18 protein-coding genes are annotated in these 16227 nt (G+C 59.5%); 8 read left to right on the top strand and 10 right to left on the bottom strand.

Annotated elements, in window-relative coordinates; translation table 11 throughout:
• Positions 1 to 58: 58 nt before the first annotated feature.
• From tilS to ybgC, 9 genes are all read right to left on the bottom strand, one after another.
• Positions 59 to 1375 carry a tRNA lysidine(34) synthetase TilS gene (gene tilS / locus FHT93_RS28420; protein WP_183850623.1) on the bottom strand — a complete coding sequence of 439 codons (1317 nt, stop codon included), beginning with the start codon at positions 1373 to 1375 and terminating at the stop codon, positions 59 to 61.
• 29 nt (positions 1376 to 1404) lie between these two features.
• Positions 1405 to 2403 carry a tol-pal system protein YbgF gene (ybgF, locus tag FHT93_RS28425; protein ID WP_112546070.1) on the bottom strand — a complete coding sequence of 333 codons (999 nt, stop codon included), beginning with the start codon at positions 2401 to 2403 and terminating at the stop codon, positions 1405 to 1407.
• Between the two features lie 160 nt (positions 2404 to 2563).
• Positions 2564 to 3097 carry a peptidoglycan-associated lipoprotein Pal gene (pal, locus tag FHT93_RS28430; RefSeq protein WP_113117433.1) on the bottom strand — a complete coding sequence of 178 codons (534 nt, stop codon included), beginning with the start codon at positions 3095 to 3097 and terminating at the stop codon, positions 2564 to 2566.
• Positions 3098 to 3255: 158 nt separating this feature from the next.
• Positions 3256 to 4566, bottom strand: coding sequence for a Tol-Pal system beta propeller repeat protein TolB (gene tolB, locus FHT93_RS28435; protein ID WP_183850624.1), 1311 nt, complete (start codon positions 4564 to 4566; stop codon positions 3256 to 3258).
• 22 nt (positions 4567 to 4588) lie between these two features.
• Positions 4589 to 5035, bottom strand: coding sequence for a cell envelope integrity TolA C-terminal domain-containing protein (locus FHT93_RS28440; RefSeq protein ID WP_183850626.1), 447 nt, complete (start codon positions 5033 to 5035; stop codon positions 4589 to 4591).
• Positions 5036 to 6175: a hypothetical protein gene (locus FHT93_RS28445; protein WP_183850628.1), complete on the bottom strand. Its 1140-nt coding sequence runs from the start codon at positions 6173 to 6175 to the stop codon at positions 5036 to 5038.
• An 8-nt stretch (positions 6176 to 6183) separates the two neighbouring features.
• The gene (gene tolR, locus FHT93_RS28450; protein ID WP_007827059.1) at positions 6184 to 6639 is read right to left on the bottom strand and encodes a protein TolR; all 456 of its coding nucleotides are present in this window, start codon (positions 6637 to 6639) and stop codon (positions 6184 to 6186) included.
• Between the two features lie 14 nt (positions 6640 to 6653).
• Positions 6654 to 7373 (bottom strand): protein TolQ, encoded by a 720-nt coding sequence (tolQ, locus tag FHT93_RS28455; protein ID WP_029868707.1) that lies wholly within the window; start codon positions 7371 to 7373, stop codon positions 6654 to 6656.
• Between the two features lie 404 nt (positions 7374 to 7777).
• Complete coding sequence (gene ybgC / locus FHT93_RS28460) at positions 7778 to 8227, bottom strand: tol-pal system-associated acyl-CoA thioesterase (protein WP_029868708.1); 450 nt, start codon at positions 8225 to 8227, stop codon at positions 7778 to 7780.
• Positions 8228 to 8346: 119 nt separating this feature from the next.
• Between ybgC and FHT93_RS28465 the strand changes: the two genes are divergently transcribed.
• From FHT93_RS28465 to FHT93_RS28480, 4 genes are all read left to right on the top strand, one after another.
• Positions 8347 to 9567 (top strand): NAD-dependent epimerase/dehydratase family protein, encoded by a 1221-nt coding sequence (locus FHT93_RS28465; protein WP_183850630.1) that lies wholly within the window; start codon positions 8347 to 8349, stop codon positions 9565 to 9567.
• A 67-nt stretch (positions 9568 to 9634) separates the two neighbouring features.
• Positions 9635 to 10459: a glycosyltransferase gene (locus tag FHT93_RS28470; RefSeq protein WP_112972063.1), complete on the top strand. Its 825-nt coding sequence runs from the start codon at positions 9635 to 9637 to the stop codon at positions 10457 to 10459.
• The gene (locus FHT93_RS28475) at positions 10456 to 11370 is read left to right on the top strand and encodes an NAD(P)-dependent oxidoreductase (protein ID WP_183850632.1); all 915 of its coding nucleotides are present in this window, start codon (positions 10456 to 10458) and stop codon (positions 11368 to 11370) included. Before FHT93_RS28470 ends, FHT93_RS28475 begins: the two co-directional genes overlap by 4 nt.
• Positions 11371 to 11409: 39 nt before the next feature.
• Complete coding sequence (locus FHT93_RS28480; RefSeq protein WP_113204184.1) at positions 11410 to 12216, top strand: hypothetical protein; 807 nt, start codon at positions 11410 to 11412, stop codon at positions 12214 to 12216.
• On the opposite strand, the gene FHT93_RS28485 is transcribed toward FHT93_RS28480, so the two are convergent.
• Entirely contained in the window at positions 12213 to 13280 is a 1068-nt protein-coding gene (locus tag FHT93_RS28485; protein ID WP_183850634.1) for an FUSC family protein, read from the bottom strand. The two genes, FHT93_RS28480 and FHT93_RS28485, sit on opposite strands and share 4 nt — an antisense overlap.
• Between FHT93_RS28485 and FHT93_RS28490 the strand changes: the two genes are divergently transcribed.
• From FHT93_RS28490 to FHT93_RS28505, 4 genes are all read left to right on the top strand, one after another.
• Positions 13264 to 13800 (top strand): MarR family transcriptional regulator, encoded by a 537-nt coding sequence (locus tag FHT93_RS28490; protein WP_246781758.1) that lies wholly within the window; start codon positions 13264 to 13266, stop codon positions 13798 to 13800. The genes FHT93_RS28485 and FHT93_RS28490 overlap by 17 nt on opposite strands.
• A 67-nt stretch (positions 13801 to 13867) precedes the next feature.
• A complete protein-coding gene (locus FHT93_RS28495; protein WP_183850636.1) occupies positions 13868 to 14455 on the top strand; it encodes a 5-formyltetrahydrofolate cyclo-ligase in 588 nt (195 codons plus the stop codon).
• Positions 14456 to 14458: 3 nt separating this feature from the next.
• Positions 14459 to 15283: a TIGR00282 family metallophosphoesterase gene (locus FHT93_RS28500; protein ID WP_007827096.1), complete on the top strand. Its 825-nt coding sequence runs from the start codon at positions 14459 to 14461 to the stop codon at positions 15281 to 15283.
• Positions 15284 to 15378: 95 nt separating this feature from the next.
• Positions 15379 to 16224, top strand: a complete 846-nt coding sequence (locus FHT93_RS28505) for an MBL fold metallo-hydrolase (protein WP_183850638.1) — start codon at positions 15379 to 15381, stop codon at positions 16222 to 16224.
• Positions 16225 to 16227: the final 3 nt, after the last annotated feature.

A 16227-nucleotide genomic window follows, 5' to 3' on the forward strand; every position in this document is an offset into this window, starting at 1 on the left:
TCATATTTGGTCTCTAACATAGGGTTGCGCCAAGCCATTGCCAAGGCGATCCACTCTGTCAGATCGTTTTTCCGTCAATACTTCTTAAAGGCGGCTCCGCATAGGGCGCCCTCGAGAAAACTGCCGAAAGCCTGTCGGCAAAGGTGAAGTCAAATCGTGTCAAAAAGCGGTCGAAGGGGGCAAAATGAGGCGTCACCTCGACCAACCTGCCAATTTCCGCCGATAGAGGCACGTTGTGGGCCGATAAGGCCGGCGCTGAAGCCGTGGCTCGCTTCCATGCAGCCTTGGGAAACCGTGTGGAACTGCCTTCGTCGATGTCGATGGCGTGAGCCGCATCGACATGAATGACGTCTGTCGACCCATTGCGAACAAAAAACCGCCCATCCCAGACCCCGGTCTCTCCTGGCTGAAGCTTGAGGGGCAGGATCCCCCGGCTCTCTCGCGCCAGATAAAGCCCGTCACGCCTGAGATCGAATACCACCCTGCCAACGGTCATTCGCCCCGGCTTGCCATTGGCGGCGAATGCAAGAAGCCGCTCCATCTGCACCCTCCCCGGCACGAATGGCTGGCCACCGAAAACTGCCGTCAGACGGCCGAGTGCATAGTCGAAAACGGCAGGATCTTGCCTCAATCCGTCGGGTATCACCTGTCCGAGCAAGCCGCCATGAAGCCGGAAATAGCTGTCCAGCCATTTAACTCCGCTGGACGAATAAGCCAGCCTCCGTTGCGCAGCAGTGTCGACGTCCGTTTCTGCGACCATGTTCAGCGAAAGTTGTCGGCGCGTCTGCACGCGCTCGTATTTCATATCCTCGTTGCTGGGATCGTCTATCCAGTGCACGCCGCGCGTGCTGAGAAAGCGACGGATATCGGCCCGGCTGGAGAAGAGAAGCGGCCGCAGGATCCAGAAGCGCCGGTCAAAGAGCACAGCATCCGCAATGCCGGTCGAAAGTTGCTCGGTTCGCTTGCCCCGCATCTGCAGCGTTTCGCGTTGATCGTCGGCTGTATGTCCGGTGACGATGAGATCGGCTCCAAGCGCTTCCGCCGCCTCGGCCAGCAGGCCGTAGCGCGCCTCACGTGCGGCTGCCATGATGCCGGTCTTCGGTTTTTCGCCTTGCCAGACCACGGTGTTGTGCGGAATGCCAAGTGACCCACAGAGGGCTGCGACGTCGCGCGCCTCATCTGCAGATCCGCTACGCAACGCATGATCGACGGTGGCGGCACAAAGGGATATTCGAGCATTGGGTGTGGCCTTCAGCGCCTCGAAGAGCAGAAGAAGCAGGCCAGTAGAATCGCTGCCCCCTGAGATCGCGACAAGAATGCGCGCGGGCGTCTTCAGCGAAGTGAGGAAACGGCCAATTGCCGCTTCGGGAGACATCAGGTCCTCCGGAAACAAGCCGGAAGACCTTAGCAGGCGAGACGCTTCTGTTCGCTCGCGACCTTGTTTATTACGGCGCGGGACGCCTTCGGGTACCGCTTGCTGACTTCGCGGAGCGTCGCACAGGCAGTATCGGTATTGTCGAGTGCGGCAAGCGACATGCCGAGCTTCAGCAGCATCTCAGGCGCCTTTTCCGATGTGCCATATTTCTGATGGGCGTTCAGGAAGGTCTTCGCAGATTCGTTGAACTTGCCCTGCGAATAAAGCGCCTCGCCGAGCCAGAAATTGGCATCCGCAGCCCGCGAGCTGTTCGGATAACGGGAAATATACTGCGTAAATTCCTGCTCAGCCGTGCCATAGTCGCCGGAAAGCACATGGCCATAGGCAGCCCTGTACTGATCGCCCTCGCTGCCGAGCGAAGCAGTCTGCTGCGGCGCCCCGGCATCCGGCAGCGGCGCGGAACCGACAGTCGCATTCTTGTTCATGGTATTGCCCATAGGATTGCCGTTCTGGTCGAAATCCATGGAGCCGAGCTCACGCGGCGGCTGGCCGAGGCCTTCATTGGCGGGTACGTCGGTGGAGGGAGCCGTTTCGGCTCCCTGTGGGGCTTGAATGACCTTGGCGATATCGTCGCCCCCACCTGATGCCGGAGGAGCAACGTCTGCTTCACTCTTCTTCACCGGCGTCTTGGCCGCACCGCCACCACTTGCACCGCCGCCCGTCTTTTCAAGCTGCTGGAAGCGGAATTCATTGTCTTCCTGCTGCTTGCGGATCGTCTCCTGCATCTGGAGGAGCTGAAAGCTCATTTCCTCGATACGGCCGTTCAGCTGCCGCATCTGGTCTTCCATCTGCTGGATGCGGACTTCCGCTCCGCTGCTCTGCACGTTGACGACCGGCGCTGCCGGCTGGCTCTGTTCTGCGGATTGGCCGCCGATGTGCAAGCCGAAGAACGAAGCGGAATACGCCGCTCGTTCGCTCCCGGTCACGGCCGCAAGGCACAGCATGCCTGCGACGACTAGTTTCTTCATTTGTATCGTCCTGTCCCAGTGATTCTTCGCGCCCCGATGGCACGAACAGGAGATTTTTCCAATTGCTTTCAAAAAGCAACGGAGTCTGGCCAAAGTGTGGTCAAAAAGAAAAGGCGGCCCGCAAGAGGCCGCCTCGTCAAATTCCGGCTTTGGCCGTGAATTACATGCCTGCGCCACCGAGAACGGTGACCGCACGGCGGTTCTGCGACCAGCAGGAAATATCATCGCAGACAGCAACCGGACGTTCCTTGCCGTAGGAGATCGTCTTCAGGCGCTGGGCCGGAACGCCGCGCGAGGCGAGATAATCCTTGGTGGCTGCAGCGCGGCGAGCGCCGAGAGCAAGGTTATATTCGCGCGTACCACGTTCGTCGGCATGACCTTCGACCGTAACCTGGTAGTTCGGATAACGACCGAGCCACTGTGCCTGACGGTCGAGCGTCTGGGCAGCATCGGCGCGGATCGACGTGGAGTCGGTGTCGAAAAAGATGCGGTCGCCGACATTGACCGTGAAGTCCTGAGCGGAGCCCGGCGTTGCTGCGCCGGCACCGAGGCCGAGTTCACCGGCGCTGTTCGGCACGCCATTCTTCTTGTTGGCGCAGCTCGCAAGAGCGAGCCCGGCAACAAGTGCGATCATGACGGGGTTGCGGGCGAAATTCTGCATGCGGCTCATTGCCGGGGTGTGAATTCGGCTCATGGCCGGGTCTCCTTGCGACTTCAATCAGGGTTTCCGGACAGTAACCGCACTCGGTTAACCGGCCATCAAAGATTATGGTTAACGATTCGTTGATTTGTCCCTGCATCGCCCATTTTCAGGACTTTGCGGCGACATGAAGGCGAATTTCCGCTCGTCCACTACTCAAGAAGCGGCGACCAGGCCGGGTCCGAACCATAGGCCGGCGTCTTGATCGCCTGCTCATTGTAGCCCGTCAGATCGATCGAATAGAGCTGCGGGCCGCCCGCACCTGCTGCCTGACGGAAGAACATTATGACGCGACCATTCGGCGCCCAGGTCGGACCTTCATTGTGGAAACCCGTGGTGAGGATACGTTCACCCGAACCATCCGGCTTCATGACGCCGATCGAGAATTTGCCGCCCGACTGCTTGGTGAAAGCGATCAGATCGCCGCGTGGCGACCAGACCGGTGTCGAGTACCTGCCGTCACCGAAGGAGATTCGGGTCTGGCCCGAACCATCGGCATTCATGACGTAGATCTGCGACTGTCCGCCGCGGTCACTTTCGAAGGCGATGCGATTGCCGTCGGGCGAATAGGAGGGCGAAGTGTCGATCGCGGCCGTCGATGTCAGGCGGGTCGTCGTACGCGAACGCAGATCCATCGTGTAGATGTTCGAGTTGCCTTCCTGCTGCAGGCTCATGATGACCTTCTGGCCATCGGGAGAGAAGCGCGGCGAGAAGGTCATGCCCGGGAAGTTGCCGACCACTTCGCGCTGCCCGGTTTCGAGCTGCAGCAGATAGACGCGCGGCTGCTGGTTTGCGAAGGACATGTAGGTCACTTCCTGCCGGCTTGGCGAGAAGCGCGGCGTCAGAACGAGGTCGCTGCCGTCAGTCAGCATGCGCACGTTGAAGCCATCCTGGTCCATGATGGCAAGCTGGCGCTTGCGCTGTTGCTTGGTGCCGGATTCCGAAACGAAAACGACACGGGTATCGAAATACCCCTCTTCGCCGGTGATCTGCTTGTAGATCGCATCTGCGATGATGTGGGCGACACGACGCCAATTCTCCGGCTGCGTGTAGAACTGCTGGCCAGTCATCTGCTGACCGGCGAACGTGTCCCACAGACGGAACTCGGCGCGAAGACGGCCATCCGCCTCCTGGGTAACGCGACCGGTGACCAATGCCTGAGCATTGATGACCTTCCAGTCCTCGAAACGCGGCGAGGCGTCCGGATTGGAAATCTTCTCGATGAAGGCGGATTTGTTAATGGGCGCAAACAAACCGGAGCGCTGGAGATCGGCAGCGATGACCTGCGAGACTTGCGCACCCATATCGCCCTGAAGGAAATCCGTCACGGCAATCGGCAGCGGCTGGATGTTACCCTTGTTGATGTTGATCTCGACACGCGCAGTCGCTGGAGTCGTGAAGGCGGCGACTCCAACTAGGCCGGCAACGACCATCAGGGCGCGAATGAGGGAACACTTGACCATATCAAACAAGCCTTTCAGCATCTTATTGGGTAAGAGCGCTGGTGTCGAAGTTGAAAGCAACTTCCTTCCAGACATCGTATTTATCTTTCGGAAGCATCGTAAAAGGAGCTGCGCGACGAACCGCGCGAAGGGCGGCATCAGTAAGACTTTTCTGCGCACGCTCACTGCCACCGGTGACCTGCACATCAGGGTTGCCTACGACGTGCCCGTCTCTGGCTAGCTTTATGTGGATCATTAAACGCACGCTGCCGATGTCTTTCAGGCGGCTGTCGACAATGAATTGACGTTGGATCGCGTTTACCACCGCCTTAGTTTCAGCCACGCTGAGAACCAGCGAATTTGCGTTGCTGTTTCGGCGATTAGCCGTCTCCGCACTTGCATTGAAGGGAAATGCGAGGCCAAGGATCAACCCTGTCAGCAGCGCGTATATCCCGAAAACCTTCGCGAAATGGAACAGGTTCTTCGACACTTAAATCCCCAAATCGCTGGCATCGAAGTTGAGAACCATCTCGTTCCAGCCGTTTTCTCCCTCATATTTGTCCGCCGGCAAATTTTTGAGAGGGGATGATTTCATGACAGCGCGGTAGACGCTGCTCTTGAGCGCTTGACGTGTTGAATCTGGCCCGCCCGTCGCAATGACCTCTGGATCGCCAACAACGTTACCGGCCTGATCAAGCTGAACACGAACCTGAAGACGAACCTCGCTGGCGCCAGCCAATCCGGAAACAACCGTCCAGTTACCGGAGATTTGACCGCGCACAGCATCAATCTCGCTCTGACTAAGCGAAGTGACGCCGTTGCTCTTCTTTGCGCCTAACGATGCCTCTTGCGTCGAGCGTTTGGCGCCACCGGCGGAAGGGTCGGTCTTGTTCAGCAACGCCGAAATCTCGTCGGCATTGAAGTCGCTCTTCATCGAGGAAGCCGATTTCGCCACTTCCTGCTTCTTGTCAGCCTTCTTCTTGTCCGTCGGCGCTTCCGCGGCTTTCGGCTGGTCCGGGGTCTTCTCCGGCGGCTTTTCGGCCGGCTTCTGCTCCGGCGGCTTCACCTGCGGCTTGACGACAGGCGTCGGCACCTTGTCTGGCAATGCTTCCGCATCCGGCTTTGGCGGCTCTTCAGGCTTCGCCTGCTCTTCCGGCGGCTTCTCCACGGGCTTCGGCGGCGTCACGTCCACCGGCTTGGTCTGGGGAATGGAAGCAACCTCCTTCGGCTGCTCGACGTCAGTCTCTTCCTTGTTGACTTCCTTGACATCGTTCGGCTTGGGATCGATCTGCGGCTGCGGCTTGTCGCTCGAATTGGCGGCGGCAGCCTCGCTGTTGCTCGGCTTTGCGTTCGGAAGGGGCGGCGTCTTCAGATCGACATTGTTGTCACCGGCATTTTCCGCCGGCTGTGGGATCGGTGGCCGCGTCGTCGGCACGGGCGCGGAAGTCTCCTTCTTCGGAGCCTTCTTATCGCCCTGCTGCATCTGCGTGATGGATTCCACCGGCACGAGGTCGACCGGCATTGCCTCGAAATCCTCCACCTTGAAGGATTCCGGAGCGCCCAGCGACACCAGCGCCCAGGTAAGCACCAGCCCGTGCAGAACCGCAGATGTGACGACGCTGGTTTTCATCTTAAGCGTTACTGGTCCTTCTTCTGCTGCGTCACGAGGCCGATGTTCTTGAAGCCTGCGCCCTGGATACGGGCCATGACGTCGGCAATCACGCCGTAGGGCGCAGTCGCATCGCCGCGCACGAAGATGCGCTCGTTGTAACCGGTGGTGGCGATCGCCTCGAGTTTTGCAGCAATCTCTTCAGCCGGGATCGGCGTTTCCTGCAGATAGACTTCACCGCTGTTCTTGACCGAGATCGTGATCGGCTGCGTCTCGGAATTCAGTGCCTTGGCCTGCGTTTCCGGCAGATCGATCGGAACACCAACCGTCATCATCGGGGCCGCCACCATGAAGATGATGAGCAGCACGAGCATGACGTCGACGAGCGGCGTCACGTTGATTTCGGAGATAACTCCCTTGTTGCGGCCACCGCGGCGGCGGCGTCCGCCGCCTCCTCCGCTATTGCCGCCTACAGCCATACCCATGGTCGTCTACTCCGTTACTGCGCAGCCTGGCGCGGCTGCAGCTTCTCGTCGATCTGGCGCGAAAGGATGGCGGAGAATTCATCCGCAAAACCTTCCATGCGACCCGAGAGCTTGCCGGCGTCGGCGGAGAACTTGTTGTAGGCGATAACCGCCGGGATAGCGGCGACGAGACCGATGGCGGTTGCGAGGAGCGCTTCCGCGATACCGGGTGCCACGACCGCAAGGTTGGTCGACTTCGAACCGGCGATGGCCTGGAACGAGGTCATGATACCGACGACCGTACCGAACAGGCCGATGAAGGGACCAGCCGAACCGATCGTCGCAAGCGAGCCGAGGCGCGCCGAGAGATATTCGGATTCACGGGCGAGCGTCACGTCCATGGCGCGGTCGATACGCATTTGCAGACCGATCGGCGAACGCGCGCCGCGCTCGAAGGACTTCTTCCATTCGCGCATCGCCGCGACAAAGATCGCCGCCAGGCCCGTATTGTTGCGCTCGGAAAGCGTCCGGTAGAGTTCTTCCAGCGACTGGCCCGACCAGAAGACCTGCTCGAACTTGTCGAACTGGCGACGGGCACGGCCGTAAGCCAGGTATTTGTCGATGACGATAGCCCAGGTCCACACCGAAGCGGCGATAAGGCCGAGCATGACCAGCTTGACGACGATGCCGGCCTGCATGAAAAGCGACCAGAGGCTGACGTCGGTCGTGGCTGCTGCCAATCCTACTTGTTCCATAGATCCAAAATCCCCGAATCCAAACGCCCGGCGCTTGACCGGGCGGCACGAAGTGATCACGCAAGAATGTCTGGCGGCCGCCGCCCAAAGCCCTGGTCAAGCTTCCAAGCTCTTCATCCGCCTTCTTGCCGTCAAATTTGGTCAAAGGAAGGCGTGCGTCGCACAAACTCCGACTCCACGAGTAAGACACCATTATGGTTAATAGATCGTTAGTGCCAGACTATGACAGCAGGAATATCGCGGGAGATTTTGTTCCTGGATTAACTTGACCGGTACATTGTCCGGTTGCCGAACACAGCGCTATCTTGCAGCGCGGAAATTCCTTCACATAAAATTCAAGTTTTTACAAGCCCTCGATTCGGCCAGTTGGGGGCCGCAAAAATCGCAGGCACGCATCGGTCTTTTCAGGTCTCGGGAATAAGCATCTGTCTGGCCAGCGCCTCCGGCAACCGGCGCGGCCGGCCCTTGGCGTTGATGACGGCAATGATGACCTTGGCGGCTATCAGCAGCGTGTCATCACGACGGATTTCCTGGTTGAGCACCATCTTGGCGCCGCCGGCTTTCTCGGTATGGGTCAGCACGGTCAGAATGTCATCCATGCGGGCGGGGGTCTTGAAGTCGATCTCCATCCGATGAACGACGAAAACGAGCCCTTCCTCATCGGCATTGACGAGTTCACGCTGCTCGACACCGAGACACCGCAGATAGTCGGTGCGACCGCGTTCGAGAAAATGGAGATAACGGGCGTGATAGACCAGACCGGAGAAATCCGTATCTTCGTAGTAGACCCGCTGGACGAGTCGATGACCCGCCTCGACGAGTTCGCCGGAAATAGAAAAGCCGTGTTCCGCCATAATTTTCTCCAAACTTTCCGGCCCTCTTTGACGCAACATCTCTCGACAGGCAAGCATTGAACAATTGTCATATTTCCTAACTATCCCCGTTAGGAAGCAACCGATGAGGAGCCAGTGGAATGAAGATTGCGGTGATGGGCGGAGACGGTTTCATCGGTTGGCCAACCTCACTGCATCTCTCCGATGCCGGCCATGATGTTCACATCCTCGATAATCTCTCCCGCCGTTGGATCGATACGGAACTCGGTGTCCAGTCGCTGACCCCGATGGACTCGATACAAGAGCGCACGCGCATCTGGCATGCAGAAACCGGCCGCCGCATCCATTTCAATCTGATCGACCTTGCCCGCGACTATGAGCTGCTCAAGAAGTGGCTCGCGGAAAACCGGCCCGATGCGATCATCCATTTCGCCGAACAGCGCGCCGCCCCCTACTCGATGAAAAGCGACCGCCACAAGAATTACACTGTTAACAACAATGTCAGCGTCACGCACAATCTCCTGAATGCGTTGGTCGAGCTGCAGCTCGATGCGCATCTCGTCCACCTGGGCACCATGGGGGTCTATGGCTATTCGACAGTCGGCGCAGCCATTCCAGAAGGTTATCTTCCCGTCGGCATCGAAACGATGGATGGCGAAACGGCTTCCCAGGAAATTCTCTATCCGTCCAATCCCGGCTCGATCTACCACATGACGAAGTGCCTGGATCAGCTGCTTTTCCAGTTCTATGCCAAGAATGATGGTCTCAGGATCACGGATCTGCATCAAGGCATCGTCTGGGGCACGCATACCGAACAGACGCGCCGCCATCCGCAGCTCATCAACCGCTTCGATTATGATGGTGACTACGGCACAGTGCTGAACCGCTTCCTCATTCAGGCCGCCATCGGCTATCCGCTGACGGTCCACGGCACCGGAGGCCAGACGCGCGCCTTCATCCATATTCAGGATTCCGTGCGCTGCATCGAGCTGGCGCTGAAGAACCCGCCTGCCCGTGGCTCGCGGGTCGAGATCTTCAACCAGATGACCGAGACCCATCGTGTGCGCGATCTCGCCGAGATGATCGCCAGGATGAGCGGCTCCGAAATCGTCTGGTTGCCGAATCCGCGCAAGGAAGCTGCGGAGAATGATCTGGTCGTCAAGAACGACAAGTTTCTGGGCCTTGGCCTCAACCCGATCACCCTGCAGACCGGCCTGCTGGACGAGATCGTCGACGTCGCCAAGAAATTCGCCTACCGCGTCGACCGCTCCCGCGTCCCGGCCGTCTCCGCCTGGACGAAGGATATCGCCGCGACGATCAATCACGACCCGGAAGGCAAGCGGCTGAAGTCCGTATCATGAGGGGCGCTTTCTCCGCGAAGCAACGGCCCCGCAGGAGCGAAGCCGTTCAGGAAAGCACCCTGCATTCATGACTTCTGCACCTCACTTCGCTTATGTCAGTCTCGTCACCAACGCCGATTACGCCATGGGCGCGACAGCGCTGGCAAAGTCGCTGCGCCGCACTGGCACGGAAGCCGCAATCGTCATCCTGCATACGGGCGGTGTCGATGCGGCTGCCCTCTCATCGCTGGACGCTCTCGGCTGCCGGTTGATCGAAGTCGAGCATCTGCCGCTGTCGGATGCCTTCAACGAGCGCCATGCACGCGGCAATCTCCACGCCGCAGCGCCTTTCACCAAAGGCCGCAAGCCGGCCTTTCATTCGCCGCTCGACAATTTTTGCAAGCTGCGCCTCTGGCAGCTTGTCGAATACGAGCGCTGCGTCTTCATCGATGCCGACGCGATCGTGCTGAAGAACGTCGACAAGCTCTTCGCCTACCCGGAATTCTCCGCGGCGCCCAATGTCTATGAGAGCCTCGCCGACTTCCGTCGCATGAACTCAGGCGTCTTCGTTGCCCGTCCGTCAGAAGAGACATTCAGGAGAATGCTGGAGCTTCTGGATCAGCCCGAGATCTTTTGGCGGCGCACCGATCAGACCTTTCTCGAAACCTTCTTTCCCGATTGGCACGGCCTGCCGGTCTATTTCAACATGCTGCAATATGTCTGGTTCACGATGCCGGCCCTGTGGGATTGGAAGAGCATTTCAATCCTGCACTATCAGTATGAAAAACCTTGGGAAAAGGATCATCCGAAGGCGGCGGAGCTACAACCCTTGATCGATTTGTGGCATTGTTTCCACACTGACAGCCACGTGCCGGAGATTGCATCCCTGGCCAATCCGGATGAGGCGGCATGAAAGTACTGGTATCAGGCGGAACGGGCCTTGTCGGACGTTATATCGTCGAAGAGCTGCTTTCCGCTGGATATCAGGTGATTATCGGCGGACGGCGCGCGCCGCTTCCCCAGGCGTTCTCCCGTCCGGTTGATTTTGCCCCGCTTTCGCTCGATCCGGACGAAGACGATATCGGCGCCTTCGATGATGCCTATTTCTTCGTGCATGCCGCCTTCAGCCACCTCGACGGAAAATATCGCGGCGGCGAAGGCAATGACCCGAAGACATTTCGACGCCTGAACCTCGACGGCACCGTAAAGCTCTTCGAAGAGGCAAAGCGTGCGGGCACCCGCCGCTGTATCTTCATCTCCACCCGTGCGGCCTATGGCGAACAAGCACCGGGTACCGAGCTTTTCGAGACCATGCCCGCCACACCGGAAACTCTTTACGGACAGGTCAAGCTCGACGCGGAGCGGGCGCTCGCCCATCTTTCCGGACCGGGCTTTGCGGGAGCAAGCCTGCGGGTAACCGGCGTTTACGGTGATAATTCTCCAGGCAAATGGGATCGACTGATCGATGACTGTCTGAGTGGCCGGCCTGTTTTACCACGCGCGGGAACCGAAGTGCATGGTCGCGATCTCGGCCGTGCCGTGCGGCTGATGCTGGAAACAGAAAGCGCCCGGATCTCCGGCGAAATCTTCAACGTCTCCGATATCGCTATCGATACGAGGGATGTTCTTGCACAGATCCGGCATCACGCCGAGTGTCCCTTCCCGCTGCCCGAGGCAGCGGACAAGGCAGGCCTTTGCGTCATGAATACGGACAAGATCCGCGCGCTCGGCTGGAAGCCCGGGGGCACGCCCCTTTTCGAGCAGACAATGCGGCAATTGGCCGAGAAACAAACGGTTCCGCGGCCCAGTTCCACGCAAGTCTGATCTGGCAAAGTGCGCCCCAAATGTAATCGGGGGTATATTATGCAGCTCGCAACCGTTTCGGCGTCCATTCTTCTGCGTGGCACCCAGCCGGCACAATCCGGCGTTTCGTCCACGAGTGATGAGCCCGATGCCGGCGTATTGAAGATCCAGCGGCAGTCGCTGGCGCTGGAGCAGGCGCGCAATTCGCTGGCTAGCTCCGCCGACGATGCGAAAAGCCGCGCCCAGCGCAAGCTTGAGGAAGCCAAGCAGGAGCTTCAGGCGCTGAAAACGGCCGGCTTCCCGCCTGAAGTGATTGCGCGACTTGCCGCTGAACTCGCGCGCAAGGTCGGCGCGGCGGCCTCCGAATTCGCCTCAGCCGTTGCAACCGGCGGCTCGTCCGCACCAAGTGCTGCGACCGGCGCGGCAGCCACATCAGCTTCCGCCGCCACCACGACTGATACCACCACGACGGGCACCACCGCGAGTGCAACGGCCGGCGCTGTTGCAAGCGACGCAACGGCTTCTACCGAGACACCGCAGGATGCCGCGACGACCGCTGAAGCAGCCGAAGACGGCACGAACACTGCGGAAATGGATGGCGCTGCTCATGCCCGCAAAGCCTATCAGGAAACCGTCGATGACGGTCCGAAATCATCGACAATTTCCGCCGATGACCGCCAGACGATGGAAGAATTCAAATCCATCGTCCGAGAACTGAAACAGATCCTCGAAAAGGCCATGCGCGATCTGCGCGAGAAGAACCGCGATACTGCCGCCGAAGGTGCGATCGGGGCAGCGCAATCAGCTGTGACCGGCCTGTCGGCTGCGGTACCCACGGCGGCCATTCCTTCAAGCATCGTCGTCTAAGCCTTCGGCGCCGCCGTCTGAGGCAGAAAATGGATCGTTACCTGGTTGACGACCAGCACAAGGCAGGCGGCAAAGACAGTTGCAAATAGCCGGTCCAGCAGTGCTGAGGTCGGCAGGGCATGATCGGCGGTTCCCATCGCCATCATCATCAGCGGCGTCATCACGATCGAATAAGCCAGATAATTCCTGACCCGCAGGAAGGGCCTGGCGCCGCCGAGCACGGCGACGACGAGCACATCAGCCCAGCTAGGCAAGGTTAGAAACGACAGCAACCCCGCGCAGCAGACACCGAAGATAACGCCGATCACTCTTTGCGTCGTCTTCAGCGGTAAACGTTCCGGCCGCCGCTCGATCAACAACACCAACGCCAGTGCCGCCCAGTGAACGTCATGATCGGGAAAGAACAGGTGGATGAGCGAAACGGCGCCCAGGCAGGAAACCAGCCGGACGGGATATTGCCAGCCTGCCGGCTCCCCCAAAGAGCGCCGTAGCCTGTTGAATCTCTGTCTGACGGTTGGTTTGCGTTCATCTTCAACCTGCTCTACCGCATGACCGCGGACATGCGCGACGACCAGGGCCATAGCCAAGTGGAGGACAACAGCGAAAAGCGCCCCACCAATGACAACGGCAAAGATGAGCAACGGATCTGCTGTCGTGGTGGAGACGATGCCACCAACCATCACGAGATAGAAGACATAGCGCATCGAAGCCGCGACCATCGCCCGATCGAACCCGCCGAGGACGCCGGCAAGCCCCGCGATCAGCAACAGGGCGATCTGCAACGCCCCGCCCAACCGCGCGAGTGCACAGGCAAGCCCGGCTGCAAGCATCAAAACCAGCAATGCAGCCCCTGCGCTCGCAGCTTGCGTCCTCAGTCTACCGTGCGCTACCGTTCCGCTCATCGCCATGCCACCGATCAGGCCGAGCCCCGTATGATGGCCTCTCGCGGCAAGCAGAGCCGGAACGGCCATGGCGAGCGCCGAAACGGTGATTTCGATCGCCGTCACTTCCTTTTCAGTCGACCAGCGAAAGGCTCCGGCAAAGTGATTGAGTGTCTTTTCCATCAACCGTCTCTCGAACCAGGGATTGGGCTCGAGCAATATAATACGCAGTGCGTACTATATGTCCAGTAGCAACGACACCCCCGCGACACTCATCCTGCGTTCGGTCCTGCTGCTCGGCCGCCGCCTGCGCGCCGCGCGGTCCGAAAGTCCGCACAGCCTGTCGACCATCGCAATTCTTGGCACTCTTCATCGGTTGGGACCTATGCCCGCCTGGCGTCTCGCGCTCGAGGAGCGCTTGCAACCGCAATCGGTCACCCGCATCATTGCCGCTCTTGAGCGTGACGGACTGATCAGCCGCATGCGGAACGAAGCTGACCGCCGCGAGATCGAATTGTCGATCACCCCTCATGGCCGCAACATACTATCGGAGGACATAGGCATTCGCCGCGCCTGGCTGGAAAAAGCGATGGACGAACGCCTGACTTCACAAGAGCGCAAGACGCTCATCGACGCATCGGAGATTATGCTGAAGCTCGCCTACGCCCATCCCGAGGACGAGGCGCAATCAGGCGAGGAATAGACCCTTTTCACCTGTCGCCACCAGCTGCAAGCAGTTATGTTCGCTGGATAACGAGACCGGATTTGAGATGACGCCCAGGGAATTGAAGGCTCAATTGCGCACCGAACGTCTGGCGGCCCGCGACGCCATTCCGAAGGATCTTCGCGCAGCCAAAAGCCTCGATATGGCAGCCCATGCCGGCGATGCGGTTGCTTTTGCCCGCGGCACCATCATCTCCGGTTTTCTGCCGATCCGTTCGGAAGCCGATCTACAGCCGCTGATGGCACGGTGGCGCGGTCGTGGCGCCCGCCTCTGCGTGCCCGCAATCATCGACAGGCAGACCATTGTCTTTCGCGAGCTTATCCATGGCGCGGCGCTGATCGGCACCGGCTTCGGCACAGTCGGGCCAGGGGAAGATGCTGCTATACTCGACCCGGAAATCATGCTCGTACCACTGTCGGCCTTCGATTCCCGCGGCCACCGCATCGGCTACGGTGCCGGCCATTATGACCGTGCAATCGACCGTCTCAGGCAAAAAGACCTTTCCCCGAAGCTGATCGGCATTGCATTTGACTGCCAGGAAGTGGCAGAGGTACCCGCTGAGCCGCATGACATAAGCCTGGATGCCATCCTGACGGAAAGCGGTCTGCGCCATTTTACCTCACGGATTGGATAGGGAATGCGACTGCTATTTCTGGGTGACATGGTCGGTAAGACGGGACGCACGGCGGTCTGGGATCGTCTGCCCGGTCTGGTGTCCGACCTGAAGCTGGACTTCGTCATCGTCAACGGCGAAAACGCCGCCGGCGGCTTCGGCATCACCGAAGACATCTTTTTGGAAACGATTAATGCCGGCGCCGATGTGGTGACAACCGGCAATCACGTTTGGGACCAGAAGGATGCCGTTGCATTCGCGGGCCGCCATGACCAGTTCCTGCGTCCGGCGAACTACCCGCAGGGTACGCCCGGCCGCGGTTCCGGCCTCTTTTATGCGCGCAACGGCGCGCGCGTGCTCGTCGCCAACATCATGGGACGCGTCTTCATGCATCCCGAGCTTGACGATCCCTTCAAGGCGGCAGAAACGATCCTCGCCGCCTGCCCGCTGAAAGAGCAGGCTGACGCCATCATCTTCGATTTTCATGCGGAGGCGACAAGCGAAAAGCAGTGCTTCGGCCATTTCGTCGACGGCCGTGCCAGCTTCGTCGTCGGCACTCATACCCATGTGCCGACCGCCGACGCACAGATCCTGAACGGTGGCACTGCCTATATGTCCGATGCCGGAATGTGCGGCGATTACGACTCCTCGCTCGGCATGGACAAGGAAGAGCCGCTGAACCGCTTCATCTCCAAGATGCCGAAGGGCCGCATGGAAGCCGCCACTGGTCCCGCCACCATCTGCGGCGTCGGCGTGGAAATCTCGGACGCGACGGGGCTTGCGGAAAAGATCGCTCCGCTGCGCCTTGGTCCGCGGCTTGCCGAAACGATCCCCGAATTCTGGCGCTAGCGCCTCGCAACACGCAATTGTGAGCTTATCCCGTCTGGACCGCTGTGACAGCATGCCGCATCCTCTCGGCGTCGTGAAAGCGCCGGAGGGGTGGCATGAAGCCGCGTTGTCTTGTCCTCGCTATCGCATGTCTTGCAATTTTCACCGTGCCTAACCTTGCCGCAGCCCAGCAAGATCGAGGACCGGTCAGCCAGTGCCAGGCAATCGCTCAGAATATTCCTGAGGCCACTTTCGCGAGTTTCTCCGGCGTGGCGCCGGTAATCCATGCAGTTACCGAGGGTGAAGATGTCAAGTTCACCTATCTCGGCCATTCAACCTTCGAAATCGAGACTCCGGGAGGCATCGTCATCGCCACGGACTACAATGGTTGGTACAGGCCGGCCGTCACACCCGACGTCGTCACCATGAACAAGGCGCACTCGACGCATTTCACCTTGACGCCGGATCCCGGCATCAAGCACGTGCTGCACGGGTGGAGCGACATCCCCGGCGAAAAAGCCAGGATTAGCCTCGTCGTCGGTGACGCCTATATCCGCAATGTGACGACGGATATCCGTTTCAGCTATGGGTTGGGCGGATCACAGCTGGACGGCAATTCAATCTTCATCTTCGAAATCGCCGGCCTCTGTATCGGCCACCTCGGCCATCTGCATTACGAACTGACCGATACTCACTATACGGAAATCGGCCGGCTCGACGTGGTCATGGTGCCGGTCGATGGCGGTCTGACCATGGGAGCCGATAGCATGAGCCGCGTCATCAAGCGGCTGCGCTCGTCGCTGATCCTGCCGATGCACCGTCGCGGCCCGCCGGTCAATGCCTTCATCTCGATGTTCGGCACTGGGTTCGACGTCAATTATGCGCCCGACAACAGCATTACAGTTTCGCTGCGCACGCTCCCGAAAAAGCCGCTGATCTACGTGATGAAGGACGTGCAGTAAAAA

It is taken from the genome of Rhizobium sp. BK379, assembly GCF_014193955.1.
Lineage (GTDB): Bacteria > Pseudomonadota > Alphaproteobacteria > Rhizobiales > Rhizobiaceae > Rhizobium.

Bases quoted from the DNA above. Each gene is read 5' to 3' on its own strand.
- FHT93_RS28470 (WP_112972063.1), top strand. From the start codon at position 9,635: ATGACTTCTGCACCTCACTTCGCTTATGTCAGTCTCGTCACCAACGCC.
- FHT93_RS28500 (WP_007827096.1), top strand. From the start codon at position 14,459: ATGCGACTGCTATTTCTGGGTGACATGGTCGGTAAGACGGGACGCACG.
- FHT93_RS28505 (WP_183850638.1), top strand. From the start codon at position 15,379: ATGAAGCCGCGTTGTCTTGTCCTCGCTATCGCATGTCTTGCAATTTTC.
- FHT93_RS28445 (WP_183850628.1), bottom strand. From the start codon at position 6,175: ATGAAAACCAGCGTCGTCACATCTGCGGTTCTGCACGGGCTGGTGCTT.
- FHT93_RS28475 (WP_183850632.1), top strand. From the start codon at position 10,456: ATGAAAGTACTGGTATCAGGCGGAACGGGCCTTGTCGGACGTTATATC.
- ybgC (WP_029868708.1), bottom strand. From the start codon at position 8,227: ATGGCGGAACACGGCTTTTCTATTTCCGGCGAACTCGTCGAGGCGGGT.
- FHT93_RS28495 (WP_183850636.1), top strand. From the start codon at position 13,868: ATGACGCCCAGGGAATTGAAGGCTCAATTGCGCACCGAACGTCTGGCG.
- tolR (WP_007827059.1), bottom strand. From the start codon at position 6,639: ATGGGTATGGCTGTAGGCGGCAATAGCGGAGGAGGCGGCGGACGCCGC.
- ybgF (WP_112546070.1), bottom strand. From the start codon at position 2,403: ATGAAGAAACTAGTCGTCGCAGGCATGCTGTGCCTTGCGGCCGTGACC.
- FHT93_RS28480 (WP_113204184.1), top strand. From the start codon at position 11,410: ATGCAGCTCGCAACCGTTTCGGCGTCCATTCTTCTGCGTGGCACCCAG.
- tolQ (WP_029868707.1), bottom strand. From the start codon at position 7,373: ATGGAACAAGTAGGATTGGCAGCAGCCACGACCGACGTCAGCCTCTGG.
- FHT93_RS28465 (WP_183850630.1), top strand. From the start codon at position 8,347: ATGAAGATTGCGGTGATGGGCGGAGACGGTTTCATCGGTTGGCCAACC.
- FHT93_RS28485 (WP_183850634.1), bottom strand. From the start codon at position 13,280: ATGGAAAAGACACTCAATCACTTTGCCGGAGCCTTTCGCTGGTCGACT.
- pal (WP_113117433.1), bottom strand. From the start codon at position 3,097: ATGAGCCGAATTCACACCCCGGCAATGAGCCGCATGCAGAATTTCGCC.
- tolB (WP_183850624.1), bottom strand. From the start codon at position 4,566: ATGGTCAAGTGTTCCCTCATTCGCGCCCTGATGGTCGTTGCCGGCCTA.
- tilS (WP_183850623.1), bottom strand. From the start codon at position 1,375: ATGTCTCCCGAAGCGGCAATTGGCCGTTTCCTCACTTCGCTGAAGACG.